General features: G+C 74.4%; 18 protein-coding genes. 8 read left to right on the forward strand and 10 right to left on the reverse strand.

Annotated features, from left to right (window positions below):
• Positions 1-136: 136 nt before the first annotated feature.
• From Sdia_RS25310 to Sdia_RS25320, 3 genes are all read left to right on the forward strand, one after another.
• Positions 137-1,198: a LysR substrate-binding domain-containing protein gene (locus Sdia_RS25310; protein ID WP_189499756.1), complete on the forward strand. Its 1,062-nt coding sequence runs from the start codon at positions 137-139 to the stop codon at positions 1,196-1,198.
• Positions 1,195-2,139, forward strand: a complete 945-nt coding sequence (locus Sdia_RS25315) for a carbon-nitrogen hydrolase family protein (RefSeq protein WP_100455037.1) — start codon at positions 1,195-1,197, stop codon at positions 2,137-2,139. Before Sdia_RS25310 ends, Sdia_RS25315 begins: the two co-directional genes overlap by 4 nt.
• 169 nt (positions 2,140-2,308) lie before the next feature.
• A complete protein-coding gene (locus Sdia_RS25320) occupies positions 2,309-2,731 on the forward strand; it encodes an Asp23/Gls24 family envelope stress response protein (RefSeq protein WP_100455036.1) in 423 nt (140 codons plus the stop codon).
• 138 nt (positions 2,732-2,869) lie between these two features.
• Here Sdia_RS25320 and Sdia_RS25325 read toward each other — a convergent pair whose 3' ends face one another.
• Both Sdia_RS25325 and Sdia_RS25330 read right to left on the reverse strand, forming a co-directional pair.
• Positions 2,870-3,631: a CbtA family protein gene (locus Sdia_RS25325; RefSeq protein WP_100455035.1), complete on the reverse strand. Its 762-nt coding sequence runs from the start codon at positions 3,629-3,631 to the stop codon at positions 2,870-2,872.
• Positions 3,632-3,652: 21 nt separating this feature from the next.
• Positions 3,653-3,871 carry a CbtB domain-containing protein gene (locus Sdia_RS25330; RefSeq protein ID WP_100455034.1) on the reverse strand — a complete coding sequence of 73 codons (219 nt, stop codon included), beginning with the start codon at positions 3,869-3,871 and terminating at the stop codon, positions 3,653-3,655.
• 314 nt (positions 3,872-4,185) lie between these two features.
• On the opposite strand from Sdia_RS25330, the gene Sdia_RS25335 reads away from it, so the two are divergent.
• On the forward strand, positions 4,186-4,794 hold the full coding sequence (locus Sdia_RS25335) for a histidine phosphatase family protein (protein WP_189499826.1): 609 nt from the start codon (positions 4,186-4,188) through the stop codon (positions 4,792-4,794).
• A 51-nt stretch (positions 4,795-4,845) separates the two neighbouring features.
• On the opposite strand, the gene Sdia_RS25340 is transcribed toward Sdia_RS25335, so the two are convergent.
• The gene (locus tag Sdia_RS25340) at positions 4,846-5,637 is read right to left on the reverse strand and encodes an NADPH-dependent F420 reductase (protein WP_262417748.1); all 792 of its coding nucleotides are present in this window, start codon (positions 5,635-5,637) and stop codon (positions 4,846-4,848) included.
• A 125-nt stretch (positions 5,638-5,762) separates the two neighbouring features.
• On the opposite strand from Sdia_RS25340, the gene Sdia_RS25345 reads away from it, so the two are divergent.
• Entirely contained in the window at positions 5,763-6,317 is a 555-nt protein-coding gene (locus Sdia_RS25345) for a glycoside hydrolase family 25 protein (RefSeq protein WP_100455032.1), read from the forward strand.
• A gap of 216 nt (positions 6,318-6,533) precedes the next feature.
• Here Sdia_RS25345 and Sdia_RS25350 read toward each other — a convergent pair whose 3' ends face one another.
• The 5 genes from Sdia_RS25350 to Sdia_RS25370 form a co-directional block, all read right to left on the reverse strand.
• The gene (locus Sdia_RS25350) at positions 6,534-7,154 is read right to left on the reverse strand and encodes an ADP-ribosyltransferase (protein ID WP_185393428.1); all 621 of its coding nucleotides are present in this window, start codon (positions 7,152-7,154) and stop codon (positions 6,534-6,536) included.
• A gap of 388 nt (positions 7,155-7,542) precedes the next feature.
• The gene (locus Sdia_RS25355; protein WP_100455030.1) at positions 7,543-8,001 is read right to left on the reverse strand and encodes an ATP-binding protein; all 459 of its coding nucleotides are present in this window, start codon (positions 7,999-8,001) and stop codon (positions 7,543-7,545) included.
• 423 nt (positions 8,002-8,424) lie between these two features.
• On the reverse strand, positions 8,425-9,192 hold the full coding sequence (locus tag Sdia_RS25360) for an enoyl-CoA hydratase/isomerase family protein (RefSeq protein ID WP_100455029.1): 768 nt from the start codon (positions 9,190-9,192) through the stop codon (positions 8,425-8,427).
• A 102-nt stretch (positions 9,193-9,294) separates the two neighbouring features.
• On the reverse strand, positions 9,295-10,548 hold the full coding sequence (locus Sdia_RS25365; RefSeq protein WP_189499757.1) for a L,D-transpeptidase: 1,254 nt from the start codon (positions 10,546-10,548) through the stop codon (positions 9,295-9,297).
• Between the two features lie 196 nt (positions 10,549-10,744).
• Positions 10,745-11,959 carry a L,D-transpeptidase gene (locus Sdia_RS25370; protein WP_115068077.1) on the reverse strand — a complete coding sequence of 405 codons (1,215 nt, stop codon included), beginning with the start codon at positions 11,957-11,959 and terminating at the stop codon, positions 10,745-10,747.
• A gap of 182 nt (positions 11,960-12,141) precedes the next feature.
• Here Sdia_RS25370 and glgX point away from each other — a divergent pair, with 182 nt between their 5' ends.
• Positions 12,142-14,409 carry a glycogen debranching protein GlgX gene (glgX, locus tag Sdia_RS25375; RefSeq protein ID WP_189499758.1) on the forward strand — a complete coding sequence of 756 codons (2,268 nt, stop codon included), beginning with the start codon at positions 12,142-12,144 and terminating at the stop codon, positions 14,407-14,409.
• Positions 14,410-14,442: 33 nt separating this feature from the next.
• On the opposite strand, the gene Sdia_RS25380 is transcribed toward glgX, so the two are convergent.
• Positions 14,443-15,213, reverse strand: coding sequence for an ABC transporter permease (locus Sdia_RS25380; RefSeq protein ID WP_115068076.1), 771 nt, complete (start codon positions 15,211-15,213; stop codon positions 14,443-14,445).
• Complete coding sequence (locus tag Sdia_RS25385; RefSeq protein WP_100455024.1) at positions 15,210-16,112, reverse strand: ABC transporter ATP-binding protein; 903 nt, start codon at positions 16,110-16,112, stop codon at positions 15,210-15,212. The genes Sdia_RS25380 and Sdia_RS25385 overlap by 4 nt, the downstream gene beginning before the upstream one ends.
• Positions 16,113-16,286: 174 nt before the next feature.
• Between Sdia_RS25385 and Sdia_RS25390 the strand changes: the two genes are divergently transcribed.
• Together Sdia_RS25390 and Sdia_RS25395 are read left to right on the forward strand one after the other, a co-directional pair.
• On the forward strand, positions 16,287-18,179 hold the full coding sequence (locus tag Sdia_RS25390) for an ABC transporter ATP-binding protein (protein ID WP_229830070.1): 1,893 nt from the start codon (positions 16,287-16,289) through the stop codon (positions 18,177-18,179).
• Entirely contained in the window at positions 18,176-20,092 is a 1,917-nt protein-coding gene (locus Sdia_RS25395; protein WP_189499759.1) for an ABC transporter ATP-binding protein, read from the forward strand. The genes Sdia_RS25390 and Sdia_RS25395 overlap by 4 nt, the downstream gene beginning before the upstream one ends.
• Positions 20,093-20,595: the final 503 nt, after the last annotated feature.

Consider the following 20,595-nt stretch of genomic DNA (forward strand, 5'->3'; position numbering starts at 1 on the left):
ATGGTGCCCGTGACCGGGATGTGCTTCCCTGCACGCGCCACCGGACGTACGTTCTCCTTCCCGGGCCCGCCTCCCTGTCCGGCGGCACGGCCGGTGTCCGGGTCCGGGCCCGTACGGAGCAGGGAGGCGCCAAGCGATGAGCCGGACTTCTGATGACCGCCACGGCCGGTCGCGCGCCGGCCGCCGGGCCGCCGGGGCGGGCGTCGAGAGGGCCGCCGACGACCCGGCGGGCGGCCTGCGCGGGTACGCCCTGGACCTGCTGGTGGTCTTCGCGGTCCTGCTGCGGGAGCGGAACGTCACCCGGGCCGCCGAGCAGCACATGTCCCGGGCGGCGGTGAGCGCGGCCCTCGGACGGCTGCGAAAGCTCTTCGGTGACCCGCTCCCCGTCCGGCCGCCCGGCGGGGCGGCACCGCCGCGGGCACCGGGCCTCGCGGCCCCGGCCCGCGAGGGACTGGCCAGTCCGAAGACGGCCGTCGCCGGAGAGCCGGCGTTCGGCCCGGCGCGGGACGCGGCCGTCTTCCGGCCCGGCGTCTCCGACGGCCTGGAGGCGCTGCTGCCGCCGGGGCTGATCGCGACGGTGAGGGCGGCGAGCCCGGCCTCCTCGGCCTTCTGCCTCCCGGCCGGCCGGACGACCGACGCCGCCCTCCTCACCGCCGGCGAGGTCCAGATCGGCGTCGCCGCGTGCGCCGCCCGGGGCCCGGACATCCGCGGCCGCACCCTCGTCGCATCGGGGCACGCCTGCCTCTGGGACCCGGTGGCGGCCGGAGGCGCGGACCCCCTCACCCGTGCCGAGCACCTCGCGCCGCCGCACGTGACGATCTCGGCCGACGGCACGCGCGGCATCGTCGGCGACGTGCTGGACGCCGAGAACCTGACCCGGCGCCGGGTCGTCCCGACGGCCCACTTCGCCACGGCGCCGCTGCTGCCCGCCGGTACGGCGTCGGTGGCGACCCTGCCCCGGCACGCCGCCGAGGTCCTCGCCGGCCGCTTCGGCCTCCAGGTGTGCGCACGACCCGTACCACTCCCCCGGTTCACCGTCTCGGCGCTCTGGCACCAGGGCAGCGCCGCGGATCCCCGGGTCCGCTGGCTGGTGGAGCCCCGGTGCGGGCCGGCCCGCACGCTGATGCCGCCGCCCGGCGGCATCAGCTCCCCCGCGCCCCGTGACGGGGCGCCCGACAGGAACGGAGACCCCTCATGACCAGAATCGCCGTCGCCCAGCTCGGCTCGGTCGCCTTCGACGCCGCCGCCACCGTACGCAAGGCCGTCGCCGCGCTCGCCGAGGCCGCGGCCGAGGGCGCCGAGGTGATCGTCTTCCCGGAGGCGTTCCTCGGGACGTACCCGAAGGCGCTGTCGTTCGGGTCGCCGGTGGGGCGGCGCACCGAGGAGGGGCGGGACGAGTTCCTGCGCTCGTGGGAGGCCGCGGTCGAGCTGGACGGACCGGAGCTGGCGGCGCTCGCGGAGGCCGCGCGCGAGCAGAGGATCTTCGTGGTGATGGGGGTCATCGAGCGGGCCGGGCGCACGCTGTACTGCACGGCCGTCATGATCGACCAGCACGGCCGGCTCGCCGGGCACCACCGCAAGGTGATGCCGACCGGCGCCGAGCGGCTGATCTGGGGGTTCGGGGACGGCTCGACGCTGCCGGTGGTCGACTCGCCCGCGGGGGCGCTGGGCAGCGTCATCTGCTGGGAGAACTACATGCCGCTGCTGCGGGCGGCGATGTACGGACAGGGCGTCGAGATCTACTGCGCGCCGACCGCCGACGACCGCGAGACCTGGCTGCCGACCATGCGCCACATCGCACTGGAGGGCCGCTGCTGGGTGGTGACGGCCTGCCAGGTGATGCGCCGCCGCGACTACCCGGCCGGGTACGCCGCGCAGTTCGCCACCGAGCCGGGCGACGTGCTGATGCGCGGCGGTTCGGCGGTCGTCTCGCCGCGCGGTGAGGTGGTGGCGGGCCCGGTGTGGGACGAGGAGACGCTGCTGTACGCGGAGACCGACCGGGCGGAGATCGTCCGGCAGAGCCTCGACATGGACGTCACCGGTCACTACGCCCGCCCGGACATCTTCTCCCTGGCCGTCGACACCGCGCCCAAGCGCCCGGTCTCCTACGGCGCCGCCACCGGGCCCGCCACCGGCTGAGCCGGCCCGGGACCCGCCCGCCGCTCACTCGAATGGCGGGCCGCCCCGCCCCGTCGCAGACTGGGAGGGAAGCGCGCAGAAGGCCGCTTTCGCGACATCCGCGGGCGATCTGCCGCAAGGCGGGCCGACGGGTGGAGCGTGACCGCGCGAGCGCAGTGAGGACAGCCGTATGGCCGACAACGGTGCGGACCGCAACGGTCCCGTCAAGGGCAGGACCACCATTGCCGACTCGGTGGTGGCCACGATCGCCGGTATCGCGGCCCGGGAGACTTCCGGGGTGCACGCGATGGGCGGCGGCATGAAACGCGCGCTGGGGGCGGTGCGGGACAGGGTCTCCAGCGGCGACGACCCCACGCGGGGCGTCAAGGTCGAGGTGGGCGAGAAGCAGGCCGCCGTCGACCTCGACATCGTCGTCGAGTACGGGGAGTCGATCGCCGACGTGGCGCGCCAGATCCGGTCCGACGTCGCCCGGGCCATCCGGCAGATGACGGCGCTGGAGGTCGTGGAGGTCAACATCGCGGTGGACGACGTGCACATCGAGGGCGAGGACGACGACGAGGGCGAGGAACAGTCCCCGTCCCGCGTCCAGTGAGCCGGCCCGGTCCCCGGGCGGCCTCGGTCCGCCGCGCCCGCGTCCGGGCCGGCGGTGGAGCGGACGGCGCACGCGGCGGGACCCCGACCGGACCACGGTCCGGCGGGGTCCCGCCGCCGTGGCGTGCGCCCGGCGAGGTCAGGCCGCCGCGGTGGCCGCGGGCCGCGGGGGCGCGGCCGGGGCGAGCAACCGCTCGGCCAGGACACCGAAGACCAGGCCGAAGACGGTCCACAGGGTCGCCTGGACGGCCAGGGCGGCGAGGCGGAACTGCCACAGGAGCTGGCCGGGGAAGTCCGGCCCGACCTCGTTGTACGAGGGCAGGAAGACGTAGGCCAGGGTGACCGCGAGCAGGAAGGCGGCGCCCGCGGTGACGGCGGCGTCGCCGTTGCCGAGGCGGGGCGCGAGCCGGCGGCCGAGGATGACGGCGCCGACCGCCAGCAGCACGCTGAGCAGCACCAGCAGGAAGAAGAGCGCGGTACGTCTGCCGATGGTGTCGCCGTCGCCGACGGCTGGCGGGTTGGCCGGGTACTTGAGGAACGGCACGACGTGGAGCGCGATCAGGCCGCCGAGGGCGACGAAGGCGGCGGTGGCGCGGGGGCCGTGGCGTCCGATCCGGCCGAGGGCGACGCAGAAGGCGATGGCCGCGACGCCGCCGACGGCGACGCCGAAGACGAGCACGCCGGTGGCGAGGCCGCCGGTGGCCTGCATCGTCCGGCTGACGAGTTCCTCCTCGCCGCCGCCGTGGTCGTGGTGGGCGCCCGCCGCGTGCTCCTCCAGCGCGATGGCGGCGTCCACCCGGGGCTCACCGAGGAAGTGGGCGACGAGCAGGGCCGCGACGCCGGCCGCGAGGCCCGCGAGCATGCCGCGCACCAGCAGGGCGCGGACCGAGAGGATGTTCATGGGTTCCGTCTCCCCTCGTCGTCAGTGGCAGGGGAAGCCGAGCAGGTGGCGTCCGTCGTGGACCCACTCGTGGATGGATTCACCGGAGACCAGGGCGGTGGCACCCTGCTCGGCGCCGACGAAGTAGAGCAGGACCAGGGCGAGGAGGCCGGCGAAGACCGCCCACGGGGCGACGGCCTTCAGCGGGAGAGGGGTGACGGCGGGTATGCCCGCGCCGGCGGGGGCGACTGATTGCGCCATGACAGCTCCTGTGGGAACACGCGTCCCGTTCGTGGTGCCTCGGACGACCGGGGGCGGGTCTGACTTCCCGCGGCTTCGCGGGTACACAGTGGCGCGACCGTGCCGGATTCCCACCGGCTTCCGTCCACCCGTCGTCATGAACGAGGGGACCATACCGCTCGGCCGCCCCCACCGCCACGGCCTCTTTCGCACTGGACCGCGCCGGCCGGGCGTGATGTGGTGCTCATGACGAACAGAGGGTGGCGGGGCACCCCGGCGCCCGGCCACCGCCGCCGGACGGAGCACTGACGGTGACCTCTCCGACCCTGCGGGTGATGTTGGTCTCACCCGCCCTCAACGCGGCCCTGCGCGAAGCCCGGTTCGACGGGGACACCCCGCTCGACGCGGCCGGCGTCCGCGCGGCCCGGGCGGCCGCCCCGCACCTGCCCGCCGCCGACCGGTACGCCGCCGGGGGCTCGGCCCGCTGCCGCGCCACCGCCCGGGAGTTGGGCCTCCCCGCGCCCGGCGGCCTCGGGGTGGCGCCCACCGGCTGGGAGCTGGGGCGCTGGGCCGGGCGGCGGCTCGACGAGGTGGCGGCGGCCGAGCCGGCGGCGGTGGCCGCCTGGGCGGGCGACCCGGAGGCGGCCCCGCACGGCGGGGAGAGCCTGCGCGGACTGCTGGGGCGGGTCGGCGACTGGCTCGCGGCCGGGGCGTGGGGCGGGACCCAGACGCCGGCCGCGAGCCCCGTGCGGCTGCTCGCCGTGGTGGAGCCGGCCGTCGTCCGCGCCGCCGTCATCCACGCCCTGGACCTCCCCGCGCGCGCGTTCTGGCGCCTGGACACGGGCCCGCTGACGCTGACCACGCTCACCGGCCGCCCGGGGCGCTGGAACCTGGCGACCGGTCAGCCCCTCGCCCCGGCGGGGGCGGTACGCGGGGCGGGGTGACCGCTCCCCCGCCCCGGCCGCCCGGCGTTCCTGCCCGTGCGGGACGACCGGTCAGGCGCGGAACTCGGCGGGGCGCTCCGGCTGCGCGGCGTCCAGCAGCCGGCGGACCTCCTCGGCGTCACCCCGGCTGCCGTAGACGGGGGTGCCGGGCTGCTGGCGCCAGGAGTCGTCGAGGGTGCCCGTGTCGACGGTGTCGAAGCCGAGGGCGTCGATGAGGTCGCGGACGACCTGCTTGGCGGCCGGGTCGTCGCCCGCGACGGGCAGGGCGTGGCGGTGCGGGGTGCCGGGCTCGGTCCCGCGGTCCAGGAGGTCCTGGGCGTAGGTGCCGTTGAACGCCTTGACCACCGGGTGGCCGATCTGGGCGCTGACCCAGCGGCTCTCGGGGAGCCCGTCCTCGATGGCGTCGATGCGGCCGTCGCGCTGCCGCGGGTAGTAGTTGTTGGTGTCGACGACGACGGCGCCGGGCACGGCCCCTTCGAGGAAGCCCTCGGGCAGGTCGGGGACGTTCTTCAGCGGAACGGTGACCACGACCAGTTCGGCGCCGTCGGCCGCGTGCGCCGCCTCGGCCGCGGTGGCGCCGGTCTCCTCGGTGAGGGCGCTGAGCGTCTCGGGCGAGCGGGAGTTGGCGACGGTGACCTGGTGGCCGAGGGCGGTGAGGCGGCGGGTGAGGTTGCCGCCGATGTTGCCCGCTCCGATGATGCCGATCCTCATGTCAGACCTTCCGACGGTGCTGCGGTGGGCGGACGCCCGCACGGCGCGTCCTGCCGGAACCCCGGCGGGGGCTCCTGACAGGCCCTCAACAGCAAATCGCGGCGCACCTATTCCCGCCTTCTCGGGATTCATCACTCTTTTGAGGGGCGTGAGCGGCGCATCGGGCGCGCCGAGGCGGCGTACGGGCGTCGGCACGACCGTCCCGGGTAGGCCGTGGGGACGAGAGACCGCACCGGCGACCACAGGAGGCAGGGACCGTGCTGCACGGCATCGACATCAGCTCCCACCAGAAGTCGTTCGAGACCGACGGCGTCGACTTCGTCTTCATCAAGGCGACCGAGGGCAGGTCGTACGTCAGCCCGCAACTGGCCGACCAGACCAAGCGGGCCCGCGACGCCGGGTGCACGGTCGGCTTCTACCACTTCCTGTGGCCGGACAACATCAAGGCGCAGGCGGAGTATTTCCTCTCCGAGACCGAGGAGCGCGAAGGCGACCTGCTGGCCCTGGACTGGGAACGCACCGGCGACGGCACGGCCGCGAGCAACAAGGAGAAGGACACCTTCCTGCGCGAGGTCAAGAAGCTCCGCCCGGACCACCGCGTCCTGCTCTACTGCAACCGCGACTTCTGGCTCAACCGGGACACCACCTCGTACGCGGGCGACGGCCTGTGGATCGCGGACTACGTGGCGAAGGGCAAGCCCCGCATCAAGGCGGACTGGTGCATCCACCAGTACACGGACAGCCCGCTGGACAAGAACGTCGCCGCCTTCGGCGACCGGGAGGAGCTGACGGCCTGGGCCCGCCGCGGCTGACGGACGCGGCGGAGCGCGTCACCCCTTCCCGAACGGCAGGAGCCGGCGGCCCGCCGCGCCGTCCGGTGCGGGACGGCGCGGCGGGCCGGGGCGCGGCGGGCCGCCGGAAACGCTCGCGGCATCGGAACGTCTCAGGCGGCCGGTCACCGGCCGGTCGCCGCGAAGGCCCCGCCCGTCGCGGGCCGAGAGGCCGGACGCGTCACCGGGTGGCGGGCGTCAGCGGCGCCGCCAGGGCCGGTACCCCGGGTTGTCGACGCACTCGGACATGATCTCCTGCTTGGCCGTGCGGTCGATCGGGCACGCCCCCACGATGAACTCGCTGCGGATGCCGCCGGCGAAGGCCACCTCACGCTGCTCGGCCCACCGGTGGGTGTCGCCGATGGTGCGGTTGACGTCGATGCCGCCGGGCGCGTCGATGTAGTAGTTCCAGTCGCTCTTCCACTGCTTGTACAGGTCGTGGTCGTAGGAGGTGGAGACGTACGGGGACGGCTGGTTGACCAGGACGTACGCCTCCAGGTCGTACTGGCCGTCGACGGTGTCCTTCGGCAGGAAACCCTCGTGGAAGATGACGGCGGGCGCGCGGCCGTCGGCGCGGTAGAGCTGGGAGCAGTTGTCGCGCAAGGCCGGTGCGGGGGTGATGCGGCCCGCGTCCACCCGGCGGTCGGCGGCGGCGGCCAGGGGGTCGTCGACGACCGGGCAGTTCGCGGCGGCGCGCGGCGCGGCCGGGGCGGCGGCGGGGGTCGCGGGCTCGGCGGCGGAGACGGCGGGGGCGGCGAGCAGCGCGGACAGGGACAGGGTGAGCGCGGCGGCACGGCGGCGCAGGCGGGTCATGATCACGCGGGCACGATCAAGGACGCCTCGGTCGTGGGCGGGGACCGCCACCCGATGGTGGTGTGTCGCGGGCGCGGAGCTGACGACCGCCACCGGCCTCCCGTCCGGATCATGTCAATCGGCGGGTTTTCCGGGCTCGCGCCTGCCTTTCTTGCGGCGCGTGGCCGAACTCACCATAGATTCTCGACCAGGCGTTACCATTTGTCCGCATTCGTCCGCTAGGACGCTTTGGCCGCGAGGGCACCTCTCTGCCATAGTCGGGGACACGGCCCCCATTGACCCGGGCGAGGCTGTCCTCGACGTCGCGGACCACACCCCTTTGCCCGCGGCGTTCCCAGAAACCCCCGCAGCGCCCCACCGACGGCGACAGGGGGTTTCTGCGTGTCCGGACCCCTCAGCGGTCGACGACCCGCAGTTCGAACCAGACGTACTTGCCGATGGGCAGCAGGTCGGCGCCCCAGCGGTCGGAGAGCTTGTCGACCAGGAAGAGACCGCGCCCCCCGAGGTCGGTGGGGCGGACCGGCAGCACGCAGGGCAGGCCGCGCGAGGGGTCGCGTAACTCGACCTTGATCCGGCCGCGGGTACGGGTGATGCGAAGGGCGAAGCCGCGGGCGCCGGTGTGCAGCACGGCGTTGCCGACCAGCTCCGAGGCGAGCAGGACGGCGACCTCGCTCAACTGCGGACCGAGGCCCCATTGGTGGACGACGACGAGCCGGGTGAGCCGCCGCACGGTGCGCGCCGCGTCCGGCCGGGAGTCGATGTACACCTCGCCGTCCGCCGGGCTGCCGTACCGCGCCAGCGCCTCACGCGCCTGCTCGTCCTCCACGGCCGGCCCTCGCCGGTCCGCGACCATGCCGCCTCGTCGCTGCGGCTGCTCGATGCCCTCCAACCCCGCCATGCGCACCATCATGGCCGCCGATAGGGCCGTTCGGGCCCGTTCCCGGGGAATAGGACCCGCGCATCGCCACGGTGACGGACGGCTCCAGGCATGTGCCGCAGGCATACCAAGGGCGGTCATGTGCGCACTGACCTGCACTTACACACCGTCCGAGATCGGTCACCGGAGGTCACGGACGGGGCGGGGCCGGGAGGGGGCCGGGCCCCCCGAACGGGGGCACTCGCGCGCGGTTCACCCTTCGGGGCGTCAACTCCGTCCCGCGTCCGGGGAGTTGACATGCCCCCTCGGAGTGCCGCGCCCGGCCGCCGACCGACCGGAGAAGGGCCTCAGGCGCCGGGCTCGGACTCCCCGGTGCCTGAGGCCCCCGCGCGGGACGGATCAGAGGAACCGGGCCTTGCCCGGGCCCTCCTCGACGAAGCTGCGCATACCGCGTTCGCGGTCCTCCGTGGCGAACAGCCCGGCGAACCACGTGCGCTCGATGGTGAGGCCGGAGTCGATGCCGGTCTCCAGACCGCCGTCCACGGCTTCCTTGGCGGCGCGCAGCGCGATGGCGGGCCCCTCGGCCAGCCGCCCGGCCCAGGCGCGGGCCGCCTCGTACACCTCGGCGGCCGGGACGACCTGGTCGGCGAGGCCGATCCGTTCGGCCTCGTCGGCGCGGACCTGGCGGCCGGTGAAGATGAGGTCCTTGGCCTTGGACGGCCCGATGAGCCGGGGCAGCCGCTGGGTGCCGCCGGCGCCGGGGATGAGGCCGAGCAGGATCTCGGGCTGCCCGAACTTGGCGTTGTCGGCGACGATCCGGTAGTCGGCGCAGAGCGCCAGCTCGCAGCCGCCGCCCAGGGCGTACCCGGTGACGGCCGCGACGACCGGCTTCGGAATGCGGGCGATGGCGGTGAACGCCTCCTGGAGGCCGCGGGAGCGCGCGATCATCGCCGCGTGGTCCATCTCCCGCATCTCCTTGATGTCGGCGCCCGCCGCGAAGACCTTCTCGCCGCCGTAGAGGATCACGGCACGGACGTCGTCGCGGTGGGTCACCTCCTCGGCGAGGGACTTGAGCCGGTCCTGGACGGCGATGTCCAGGGCGTTCATCGGGGGACGGTCGAGCCGGATGGTGCCGATGCCGTCGGCGACGTCGAGATGCACAGTCATGGCGGGCAGGCTATCGGCCGCCCGGCGGCTCCCCGGTGGGGACCCGGGCACGCCCGTGGGCCCGGCGCAGGAGCGGCCGGGCCCACGGGAGAGGGTGGCGGATCAGCCCTCGGGCTGGGGGTTCCACTTCTTCCAGTCGAGGTTCCAGGCGTTGAGCCCGTTCCACCACTGGATCTCCTTGTCGTCGGAGTTCTTGACCACGACCACGTCGCCGATCATCGAGTTGTCGTAGAACCAGGCGCCGGGTGCCTTCTTGTCCCAGCCGCCACGGCTGTCGCGCAGGCCGACACAGCCGTGGGAGGCGTTGTGGTTGCCGAAGGCGCCGCCGGACCAGTAGTTGCCGTGGATGAAGGTGCCGGAGGTCGACAGGCGCATGGCGTGCGGCACGTCCTTGATGTCGTACTCGCCGCCGAAGCCGACGGTCTCCCCGTTCATCCGGGTGACCTGGTGCTTCTCGGTGATGACCATCTGGCCGTTGTAGGTGGGGGTGCCGGGGGCGCCCGCGGTGATGGGGATGGTCTTGAGCAGTTCGCCGTCCCGCTCGACCTTCATCGTCTTCTTCTTGGCGTCCACCGTGGAGACCTGCGAGCGGCCGATGGTGAAGGTGACCTTCTTGGCCTGCTCGCCGTAGACGCCGGGCCTGCCCTCGACGCCGTCCAGGTTGAGTCTGACGGTGACCTCGGTGCCCGGCTCCCAGTACTCCTCGGGCCGGAAGTCGAGGCGGTCGTTGCCGTACCACTGGGAGCGGATCTCCACCTCGGGCTCGGCGGTGACGGTGACCGCCCGCTCGACCGCCTCCGGCGCGGTGATGCCCCGGGTGAACCGGAGCGAGACCGGCATGCCGACGCCGACCTTGGAGCCGTCCTCCGGGGTGAAGTGCCCGACGAAGGTGTTCTCGGGGACCAGCGTCGTGAACGTCTGGTCCTTGGCGGACTCCCGGCCCTCACTGTCCTTCGCCACCGCGTGCACCTGGTACTCGGTCGCCGCCGCGAGGTGGTGGGCCGGCTTCCAGGAGGCACCGTCCTTGGCGACGGTCCCCTCGATCTCGTTGCCCTTGCTGTCGGTGACCTTCACCGAGGACAGCTTGCCCTGCTCGGCGGTGATCTTCAGCGCCCCGCTGGTCGCCACCGACTCGGCGCCGTCCTTCGGCGCGATCGACACGACCGCCTCCGACGGGGCCGTTCTGTCCGCCGCCGGCTTGCTCCCGCCGCCCTTGCCGTCCTCGGCCACGCCGTCCCCGCCGGAGCCACAGGCGGTCAGCGCCACCAGCATCGCCCCCAGCACCAGGCTCATCGCGCCCCGCGCACGCCCGGCGCGTACGCCAACCGACGCCCCCGATATCGGTCGCCCGTCCACAGTCTGTCTCCCCTCGCACGGCCTGCCCCCAGGCCCGCACTTGTGCGCCTGATCCGCGCCCGCCCAGCGCCGCGCCCGGATCGGTCACGGGGCGGCACTGGGTAGATAACCACACAGCTCAGGGGGGTGACCCCGGAGGGATGTCACCGTTCGGTCCCAACTGGCCGACGAGGGCCGCGGGTGACGCCGAGCGGGGTCAGCCGAGCGCCGAACCGGCTCGCCACTCGCGCCAGTCGAGGTTCCAGCCGCCCAGCCCGTTGTCGGGCGCCACGGTCCGGTCGTCGGAGTTGACCACCTCGACCACGTCCCCGATCAGGCTCCGGTCGTAGAACCAGCCGGCCGGGGTGGCGTGGCCGCCGCCCTTGACGTCGCGCAGCCCGACGCAGCCGTGGCTGACGTTGCTGCGGCCGAAGACCGAGTCCCCCGCCCAGTAGTTGCCGTGCAGGAAGGTGCCCGACCGGGTCAGCCGCATCGCGTGCGGCACGTCCGGGATGTCGTACTCGCCGCCGTAGCCGACCGTGGCCCCGTCCATCCGGGTGACGTCGAGCATCTCGGTCACCACCATGCGGCCGTTGTACGTGGTGGAGCCCGGCGCCCCGGCGGTGACCGGCACCGTCACCGGCTCCTCTCCCGCGCGGACCACCCGCATGGTGTGCGCGGCGGCGTCGACCGTGCTGACCTGGCTGCGGCCGACGGTGAAGGTGAACGCCTTGCGCTGGAGGCCGAAGACCCCGGGCGCGCCCTCCACGTCGCGCAGTCCTAGGGCGACGGTGACCTCGGTGCCGGGCTCCCAGTACCTCTCGGGCCGGAAGTCGAGCCGGTCACGGCCGAACCAGTGCCCGGCCACCGGCACCTCGGGGTCGGCGGTGACCCGCACCGCGCGCTCGACGGCCATCCGGTCGGCGATCTCCCGGTTGAACTCCAGCGAGACGATCATGCCGGTGCCGACCGTGGCGCGGTTCTCCGGCGTCACGTAGCCGATGAACCGCTCCCGGGGCACCACCGTGGTGAAGGAGGCGTGCCGGGCCGCCCGCCGCTCCCCGTCCGAGGCGACGGCGTGCACGGTGTACTTGGCGGCCAGCGCCAGCACGCCGTCCACCGGCCGCCAGCGCCGCCCGTCGCCGGACAGCTCCCCGGGCACCGGCTCCTTGCGGGCGTCGCGTACCCGGACCACCTTCACCGACTCCAGCCGCCCCCGCTCCACCCGCACCTCCAGCGGCCCGTCCGGCCCCACCCCCACACTGCCGTCCGAAGGGGTGATGGTGATCCGCACCGGCCGGCCGGGCCCGCCGCCCGCCGGGTCGTCGGCCGGGCCGCCGCCCGCCCCGCACCCGGCGAGGGCGGCCACCAGGGCCAGCACCGCCGCCGCTGCCGCTGCTGCGCGCCGAGCGCGCGTCCTGTCGTTCTTCACGACGGATGCAACGACAGGCCCCCGCCGGGGGAAACGTCACCCTGGTGCACGCCGCCACTTTCGGCCCAGCGGCAGTACGCAGGCTCCGGCCTGGGCAGGAACAGTGCAGCAGGACCGCGTACGGGCGGCGCCGGGACCCGTCGGCACCGTGCCGGTCCGTCGGAGTCGCGGGAGGCGGACAGGTGTCGAGCGCAGCCGAACAGCGAATCGTCCAGGACGGACCGGGACCGCCGTCGCCCGGCGCCTGTCCGCCCGGCCCGGGCCGCGGCCCGTCGGCCCCCGGCCCACCGGTCTGGCCCGGCGCCCCGCACCCTCTGGGCGCCCGCCCGCGCACCGGGCCCGGCGGGGTCACCGGTACCAACTTCGCGCTGTGGGCGGGCGGTGCCGAGGCCGTGGAGGTCTGCCTCTTCGACGAGGACGGCACCGAGACGCGCCGCCCGCTGCCGGAGTTCACGCACGGCATCTGGCACGGCTTCCTGCCGGAGGTCGGCGCCGGGCAGCGCTACGGCTACCGGGTGCACGGTCCCTGGGACCCGTGGACCGGCGCCCGCTTCAACCCGGCCAAGCTCCTCCTCGACCCCTACGCCCGGGCCGTCGACGCCCCGCGCGGCGCCGACTACCGGCGGCTGCCGCCGGAGGTCTACGGCCACGTCCGCGACTGGCCGCAGCAGGAGTACGCCGACACCGTCCGCGACGACCGGGACTCGGCGCCGTACGTCCCGAAGGGCGTCGTCGTGCGCGACGACGGGCCCGACGAGTGGCGCGACGACGTGCGGCCGAAGACGCCGTGGGCCGACACCGTCATCTACGAGCTGCACGTGCGCGGCTTCACCATGCGCCACCCGGACATCCCCGAGAAGCTGCGCGGCACCTACGCGGGGCTCGCCCACCCGGCGGCCGTCGCCCACCTGGTGGAGCTGGGGGTGACCGCGGTCGAGCTGCTGCCGGTGCACCAGTTCGCCCACGAGGACCACCTGCTGCGGCGCGGCCTGGGCAACTACTGGGGCTACAACTCGCTGGGCTGGTTCGCGCCGCACGCCGCGTACGCCGCGGGCGGCACCACCGGGCAGCAGGTCGGCGAGTTCCGTGCCATGGTCCGGGCACTGCACGCGGCGGGCATCGAGGTCATCCTCGACGTGGTCTACAACCACACCGCCGAGGCCGGGGAGCTGGGCCCCACCCTCAGCCTCAAGGGCATCGACAACGCCGGGTACTACCGCCTCCAGCAGGACGCCCGCCGCTACGCCGACTACACCGGCTGCGGCAACACCCCGCACGTGGTCCAGCCGCACGTGCTGCGGCTGATCACCGACTCGCTGCGGTACTGGGTCACCGAGATGGGCGTGGACGGCTTCCGCTTCGACCTGGCGGCGGCGCTGGCCCGCTCCTTCCACGACGTGGACATGCTCTCGCCGTTCCTCGCGGTGATCGCCCAGGACCCGGTGCTGCGCCGGGTCAAGCTGATCGCCGAACCGTGGGACGTCGGTACGGGCGGCTACCAGGTGGGGGCCTTCCCGCCGCTGTGGACCGAGTGGAACGACCGCTACCGCGACGCCGTCCGCGACTTCTGGCGCGGCGCCCTGCCCGACGTGCGCGACCTCGGCTACCGCCTCTCCGGCTCCAGCGACCTCTACGCCTGGGGTGGCCGCCGCCCGCACGCCTCCGTCAACTTCGTCACCGCCCACGACGGCTTCACCCTGCGCGACCTGGTCTCCTACGAACGCAAACACAACGAGGCCAACGGCGAGGACAACCGCGACGGCACCGACGACAACCGCTCCTGGAACTGCGGCGCCGAGGGCGAGAGCGACGACGCGGCCGTCACCGCCCTGCGCCACCGCCAGCTCCGCAACCTGCTGACCACCCTGCTGCTCTCCACCGGCGTCCCGATGCTCACCGCCGGGGACGAGATGGGCCGCACCCAGGGCGGCAACAACAACGCCTACTGCCAGGACGACGCGACCAGCTGGGTCGACTGGTCGCTGCGCCAGGAGCCGGCGTGGGCGGACCTGCTGGCCCTGACCCGCCGTCTGATCGCGCTCCGCCGCGCCCACCCCGTCCTGCGCAGCCGCTCCTTCTTCGCCGGCCGGGCCCAGGCCGAGGACGGGCTGCGGGACCTGGCCTGGTTCACCGCCCGGGGCGGCGAGATGACCGAGCGCGACTGGTACGCCCCCACCGGCACCCTCGCCCTCTACCTCTCCGGCCGCGACATCCCCGGCCGGGACGAACGCGGTACGCCGGTCACCGACGCCGGCTTCCACATCGTGCTGCACGCCGGGCACGCCCCCGTCGAGGTCACCCTGCCGGGCGCCCCCTGGGCCGAGGCGTACGAGGTGGCCGTCGACACCGCCGCCGAGCAGCAGACGGCCGAGCCGGGCACCGTGCATCCCGGCGGCGCGAGGATCACCGTGCCGGGCCGCTCGGTGCTGGTGCTGCGGGTCCGCGAGTGAGCCGGGGCGCACCCGCCGGCCGGGCGCGCCCCCTCACTCCCAGCGGAACCAGCGGATCGCGCCCAGCGACAGCGCCGCGCCCCACAGCGCGGCCACCGCCAGGTGCGACCAGGACGGCCAGTCACCGGCGGCGGCCTGGTCGAGGGCCTGCACGGCGGCGCCGAAGGGGGTGAAGGAGACGATCCGGGCCAGCACGTCCGGCATGGCCTGGATCGGGAGCCACACGCCCGCGGTGAACATCGACGGGAAGAAGACGACCGAGCCGATGGCGGTGGCGATCTTGGTGGTGGGGGCGACGGCGGAGATGAACGCGCCGAGCGCCAGCGCGCAGACGATGGCCAGCAGCAGGGCCAGCAGGTAGCCGGCGGCCTGCCCGGGCAGCGCCACGTCGAACACGGTCCGCCCGGCCACGATCACCAGCACCGCGGAGACCAGGGAGGCCCCGCCGTGCAGACCCATCTGCGCGCCGAGCACCGCCTGCGGGCGGACCGGGGTGACCGACATCCGGCGCAGGATGCCGCGTTCGCGGTAGCCGGTGATCACCGGGGGCATCGCCTGGAGCCCGGCCATGATCATCGCGAGCACCACGGAGACCGGCACGTACAGCTCGATGATCCGCTGCCCGCCGTTGGCCGGGTCGGGTTCGCGGAAGCCCGGGATGGCGCCGAGGATCGCGAGGAGCAGGACGGGGAAGCCGAGGATCCAGAAGAGGCTGCCCGGTTCGCGCAGGAACAGCCGGGTCTCGGTGCGCAGCACGGCTCGGCCGGGCGACGCCTTGCGGGCGGGGGCGGCGGCGCTGCTCATGCGGCTTCTCCTGTCAGGTCGAGGAAGGCGTCGTCGAGGGTGGCCTCGACGATCCGCAGCCGGTGCGGGGTGGTGCCGGTGCGGGCGAGGAGGGCGAGCAGGCCCGTCACCGTCTCGTCGGTGCCGGTGAGGGTGAGCGCCCCGTCGCGCTCCTCCCGGGAGGCGAGCCCCGGCAGCGCGGCGAGGTCGGCGGCGTCCAGCGGCGCGGAGGGCGTGAAGGAGACGACGACGGCTCCGGCCGCGCGGCTGACCAGCCCGGCCGGGGTGTCGAGGGCGGCGACGCGGCCGCCGTCGATGACGGCGATCCGGTCGCAGAGCCGCTGGGCCTCCTCCATGAAGTGGGTGACCAGCAGGACGGTGACGCCGCTGTCGCGGACCTCCTCGATGAGCGCCCAGGTCTCCCGGCGGGCGCGCGGGTCGAGGCCGGTGGTCAGCTCGTCGAGGACGACGACGCGCGGGTTGCCGATGAGGGCCAGGGCGATGAACAGCCGCTGCTTCTGCCCGCCGGAGAGCTTGGCGAAGCGGGTGCCGAGCTTCTCGGTGAGACCGAGGCGTCCGGCGAGGGCACGCCAGTCCGCGGGGTCCGGGTAGCAGGCGGCGTAGAGCTGGAGGGCCTCCCGCACGGTGATCTTCGGCTGGAGCTCGCTCTCCTGGAGCTGGGCACCGAGGACCCGGGTGACGGCGTCCCGCTCACGCACCGGGTCGTACCCGGCGACGCGGACCGTTCCGGCGTCGGGGTGGCGCAGACCCTCGACGCACTCGACGGTGGTGGTCTTCCCGGCGCCGTTGGGGCCGAGGATGCCGAAGATCTCGCCCTCCTCCACGGTGAAGGAGATTCCGTCCACGACCACGCGGCCGCCGTACGCCTTGCGCACTCCGCTGACTTCGATGATGGGCATGGACGGGAGTCTGCCGTCACCGTGTGACGCGAGCCTCATCCGATCGGATGACGTCCGGCCCTGGGCGTCCCCGGAGGCGCGGGGCCCGGGTGCCAGGGGCAGGTCCCGGGGCCGAGCCCGGCTGGGTCAAAAGTCGCTGGTCGGTGTCAGGTGCGAACCGTACGCTCACTGCTGATGTCTGACTCTCCTTCGCTCCCCGAGACCGCCCCGGCGGCCGCCTCCGGCGCGCCGCCCGGAAGACCCGAGCCGTCGGCGGTGCGCTCGCTGCTGCGGCTGTGGCCGTACGTCCGTCCCGCCCGGGCGCGGCTGGTCACGGCCGTCTTCGTCGCCATCGTCGCCTCCTGCGTCAGCCTGGTCATCCCACTGGTCCTCAAGTGGATCGTGGACGGCCCGGTGGCGGGCGGCGATCCCGGCGGAGTGTGGCTGGGCGCCCTGCTGCTGCTCGGCATCGGTGTCGCGGAGGCACTGCTCTTCGGCTTCCGCCGGTGGCTGGTGGCGCGTCCGCTGGCCCGGGTGGAGGCGACGCTGCGCGGCGACCTCTTCGCCCACATCCAGCGGCTGCCGGTCGCCTTCCACGACCGGTGGGCCTCGGGCCAGCTCCTGTCGCGCGGCACCACCGACCTGATGATGCTGCGGATGTTCCTCGCCTTCCCGCTGACCTTCCTGGTGGTCAACGGCGCGACGATCCTCGTCGGCATGGCCGTCCTGCTGGTGCAGGAGTGGACGCTCGGCCTGGTGCTGCTCCTCCCCGTCCTGCCGCTGATCGCGGTCTGCTCGCTCTTCGAGTCCCGTTACGCGCGGGTGGCCAGGCAGGCCCAGGACCAGGCGGGCGACCTGACGACGGTGGTCGAGGAGAGCGTCCTCGGCATCCGGATCATCAAGGGGTTCGGCCGCCACCGCAGCCAGGCGCGGGCCTTCCGCGAGCAGTCCCGGCGACTGCGCGCGACGGAGCTGGCCAAGGCCAGGCTGCTCGCCTCGATCTGGGCGGTCATCGTGATCCTCCCGGAGCTGGCGCTGGGCGCGGCGCTGGTCCTCGGCGTCGTCCAGGTGGCCGACGGCGGCCTGTCGGCGGGCACCCTGGTGGCCTTCCTGACGACGGCGCTGGCGCTGCGCTGGCCGGTGGAGTCGATCGGCTTCCTGCTGGCGATGTGCCAGGAGGCGGCGACGGCGACCCGGCGGTACTTCGAGGTGATCGACACGGCCCGCGAGTCGGAGGGACCGGACACGCCCCGGGACACGAGGCCGGCCGGCGTGGCGCCGGAGCCGGCCGGGCCCGCCGACGGCCTGCGCTTCTCGGGCGTCGTCTTCCGCTTCCCCGACGCGGCACCGGACTCCCGGCCGGTGCTGGACGGCGTCGACCTGCACATCCGCTCCGGAGAGACGATGGCGCTGGTCGGCGCGACCGGCAGCGGCAAGACGGCGCTGACGGCGCTGGTGCCCCGGCTGCACGAGATCACGGCCGGGCGGATCACGCTGGACGGGCAGGACATCACCGCGCTGACCCGGGCCGAGCTGCGGTCGCGGGTGGCGCTCGCCTTCGAGGAGCCGACCCTCTTCTCGGCGACGGTCGGGGAGAACGTCCTGATGGGCGCGGACGGTTCGGCCGGCCAGACCGAGTTGCGCGGCGCGCTGGAGGTGGCCCAGGCCGACTTCGTCGACCGGCTGCCCGGCGGCACCGCGACGCAGGTCGGCGAGCAGGGGCTGAGCCTCTCCGGCGGTCAGCGGCAGCGCCTGGCCCTGGCCCGGGCCGTCGTCGGAGGACCGCGCTTCCTGGTGATGGACGACCCGCTCTCCGCGCTCGACGTGCACACCGAGGCCCTGGTCGAGGAGGCGCTGCGCCGGGTGCTGAAGGGCACGACGGCGCTGGTGGTGGCGCACCGCCCGTCGACGGTGCTGCTGGCGGACCGGGTGGCGCTGCTCTCCGGCGGCCGCGTCACCGCCGTCGGCACCCACCAGGAACTGCTGCGGGAGAGCGCCGAGTACGCCTGGCTGATGTCGGGCGCGGACGCGCCTTCGGACCAGGACGCGACGGGCCCGGCCGAGACGGCGAAGGGAACGAACAGATGACGACCGAGTCCCGCCCGCAGGAGGACCCCGCCGAGCGGACCGGGCCGGACGGCACCCGCCCTCCCGGCACCGCCGCTCCGGCCGCCCCGGTGCCGCCGGACGCGCCCGCCGTCCCGGCGCCCGACCCGTTCGACCAGGACGACCTGCCCACCCCGCCCGGCGCGACGGGTTCGCTGCTGCGCTCCCTGCTGGCGCCCATGCGGGCCCGGGTCGGGTTCGTCGTCCTGCTGCTCCTGCTCCAGCAGGCCGCCATCCAGGCCGGTCCGCTGCTGGTGGCGTACGCCATCGACCAGGGGGTGCCCGCGGTGCGGGAGGGCCGGTGGGGGCCGCTGGTGGCGGTCGGCGCCGGATACCTGCTGTGCGCGCTGGCCGGCGGGCTGCTCCAGTACGCCTTCCTGATCCGGTCGGCGGTGGTCAGCCAGGACGTCCTGCTCGACCTGCGGGGCCGGATCTTCCGGCACGGGCAGGCGCTGAGCCTGGACTTCCACGAGCGGTACACCTCGGGGCGGCTGATCTCCCGGGCCACCACCGACGTGGAGTCGCTGCGCGAACTGCTCGACGAGGGTCTCCAGGAGCTGGTGATGGTCCTGGTGTCGTTCGTCTACATCGGCGGCATGCTGCTCTGGCTGGACCTGGGCGTCGGCTCGGTGGCGGTCCTCTCCTTCGTCCCGCTGTACCTGCTGGTGCGGCTCTACCGGCGCCGGGTGGGCCGGGTGTACGCCCGCAGGTCGACGGCGATCGCGCGGGTCATCGTCAAGTTCACCGAGACGGTCAACGGCATCCGCCCGGTCCGCGCCTTCCGCCGCGAGCAGGCCAACGACCGGGAGTTCGCGGAGCTCAACCGCGCCCACGAGCGTTCCAACGGCGACGCGCTGCTGGAGATGGCCCGGTACGTGATCGGCTCCCGGCTGGTGGCCAACACGGCGGTCGCGGGCATGGTGCTGTGGGGCGCCTGGCGGGTCGCGGACGGCGCGCTCGCCCTGGGCGTGCTGGCCGCCGCGGTGCTGTACATCCGTCGGCTGTACGACCCGATCGACCGGATGGCGATGTTCCTCAACGCCTACCAGTCGGCCGCCGCCTCCCTGGAGAAGATCGCGGGCCTGCTGGCGCAGCGCCCGGCCGTCCCCGAGCCCGAGGCACCGGCCTCCCTGCCCGCCCTGGCGGGTGCGGCACCCGGGCGGACCGTGGAGTTCGCCGGGGTCTCCTTCGGCTACCGCACCGGCGGTGAGGTGCTGCCCCGCTTCGACCTGCTGATCCCCGCCGGACAGACGGTCGCCGTGGTCGGCTCCACCGGAGCGGGCAAGTCGACGCTGGCCAAGCTGCTGGCCCGCTTCTACGACCCCTCGGCCGGCCAGGTCCGGCTGGACGGCGTGGACCTGCGGGAGCTGGCCACCCCCGAACTGCGCCGCGGAGTGGTGATGGTGACCCAGGAGGCGTTCCTGTTCTCCGGCACGGTCGCGGAGAACATCGCCATCGGCCGCCCCGACGCCACCCGCGCCGAGGTGGAGGCGGCGGCCCGGGCCATCGGCGCCCACGCGTTCATCACCGCGCTGCCCGACGGCTACGACACGGACGTGCGCAAGCGCGGCGGGCGCATCTCGGCGGGCCAGCGCCAGTTGGTCGGCTTCGCCCGCGCGCTGCTCGCCGACCCGGCGGTGCTGATCCTCGACGAGGCGACCAGCTCCCTGGACATCCCCGGCGAACGGGCGGTGCAGCGGGCCCTGGACACGGTGCTGCGCGGCCGCACGGCCGTGGTGATCGCGCACCGCCTGTCGACGGTGGAGATCGCCGACCGGGTCCTGGTGATGGAGGGCGGCCGCGTCGTCGAGGACGGCACCCCGGCAGAACTCCTCTCGGGCACCGGGGTGTTCGCGGGACTGCACCGGGCGTGGCGGGAGAGTGTGGTGAGCTGACGGCCCGTCGCCGTCCTCGGCCGCGCGGGGTGCGCGGCCCCGTCCCCCGTCGCCTGCCGGGGGGACGGGGCGGCCGCCCGCGGAAGGGCCGGTGGCCGGGGTACCGGCCATCGGGGCTCGCCCGCGCCGGGGCGCCGGTCCGGGCCTCCAGGCGTACGGCTCTCCTCCGCGGCGGGGCCCGGTTCCTGGTGGACGAGTGGCGCGCGAACGGCCCTGCTCGTGGGTGGACGCCCCGGGACAGGCGCCGCATAGCGGACTCCGGCCACCTCTGGGCGGACGATTTCCGGCCAACCTCCGGCCGATGCATGGCATGTACACGCCATGAATGGCACGCTTCCTCCGCACGGACCGCACGGTTCACACCGACCGCACACCACGCACCGCAACCGCACCACCGCAGCACGCACCCGCCCGGAGCGCCCCACGCATACCGGTCGGGGCGAACAGACGTACCCGCACCGCTACTTCCCCACCCGGACCGCAGCCATGCGGCCCGGTCCCCC

It is taken from the genome of Streptomyces diastaticus subsp. diastaticus, from assembly GCF_011170125.1.
GTDB lineage: Bacteria > Actinomycetota > Actinomycetes > Streptomycetales > Streptomycetaceae > Streptomyces > Streptomyces diastaticus.

Excerpts from the sequence above, each read along its gene's own strand:
- Sdia_RS25385 (WP_100455024.1), bottom strand. The coding sequence starts at position 16,112 with ATGCCCATCATCGAAGTCAGCGGAGTGCGCAAGGCGTACGGCGGCCGC.
- Sdia_RS25390 (WP_229830070.1), top strand. The coding sequence starts at position 16,287 with ATGTCTGACTCTCCTTCGCTCCCCGAGACCGCCCCGGCGGCCGCCTCC.
- Sdia_RS25380 (WP_115068076.1), bottom strand. The coding sequence starts at position 15,213 with ATGAGCAGCGCCGCCGCCCCCGCCCGCAAGGCGTCGCCCGGCCGAGCC.
- Sdia_RS25340 (WP_262417748.1), bottom strand. The coding sequence starts at position 5,637 with ATGAATCCCGAGAAGGCGGGAATAGGTGCGCCGCGATTTGCTGTTGAG.
- Sdia_RS25335 (WP_189499826.1), top strand. The coding sequence starts at position 4,186 with ATGTTGGTCTCACCCGCCCTCAACGCGGCCCTGCGCGAAGCCCGGTTC.
- Sdia_RS25325 (WP_100455035.1), bottom strand. The coding sequence starts at position 3,631 with ATGAACATCCTCTCGGTCCGCGCCCTGCTGGTGCGCGGCATGCTCGCG.
- Sdia_RS25355 (WP_100455030.1), bottom strand. The coding sequence starts at position 8,001 with ATGGTCGCGGACCGGCGAGGGCCGGCCGTGGAGGACGAGCAGGCGCGT.
- Sdia_RS25315 (WP_100455037.1), top strand. The coding sequence starts at position 1,195 with ATGACCAGAATCGCCGTCGCCCAGCTCGGCTCGGTCGCCTTCGACGCC.
- Sdia_RS25395 (WP_189499759.1), top strand. The coding sequence starts at position 18,176 with ATGACGACCGAGTCCCGCCCGCAGGAGGACCCCGCCGAGCGGACCGGG.
- Sdia_RS25330 (WP_100455034.1), bottom strand. The coding sequence starts at position 3,871 with ATGGCGCAATCAGTCGCCCCCGCCGGCGCGGGCATACCCGCCGTCACC.
- Sdia_RS25310 (WP_189499756.1), top strand. The coding sequence starts at position 137 with ATGAGCCGGACTTCTGATGACCGCCACGGCCGGTCGCGCGCCGGCCGC.
- Sdia_RS25360 (WP_100455029.1), bottom strand. The coding sequence starts at position 9,192 with ATGACTGTGCATCTCGACGTCGCCGACGGCATCGGCACCATCCGGCTC.
- Sdia_RS25320 (WP_100455036.1), top strand. The coding sequence starts at position 2,309 with ATGGCCGACAACGGTGCGGACCGCAACGGTCCCGTCAAGGGCAGGACC.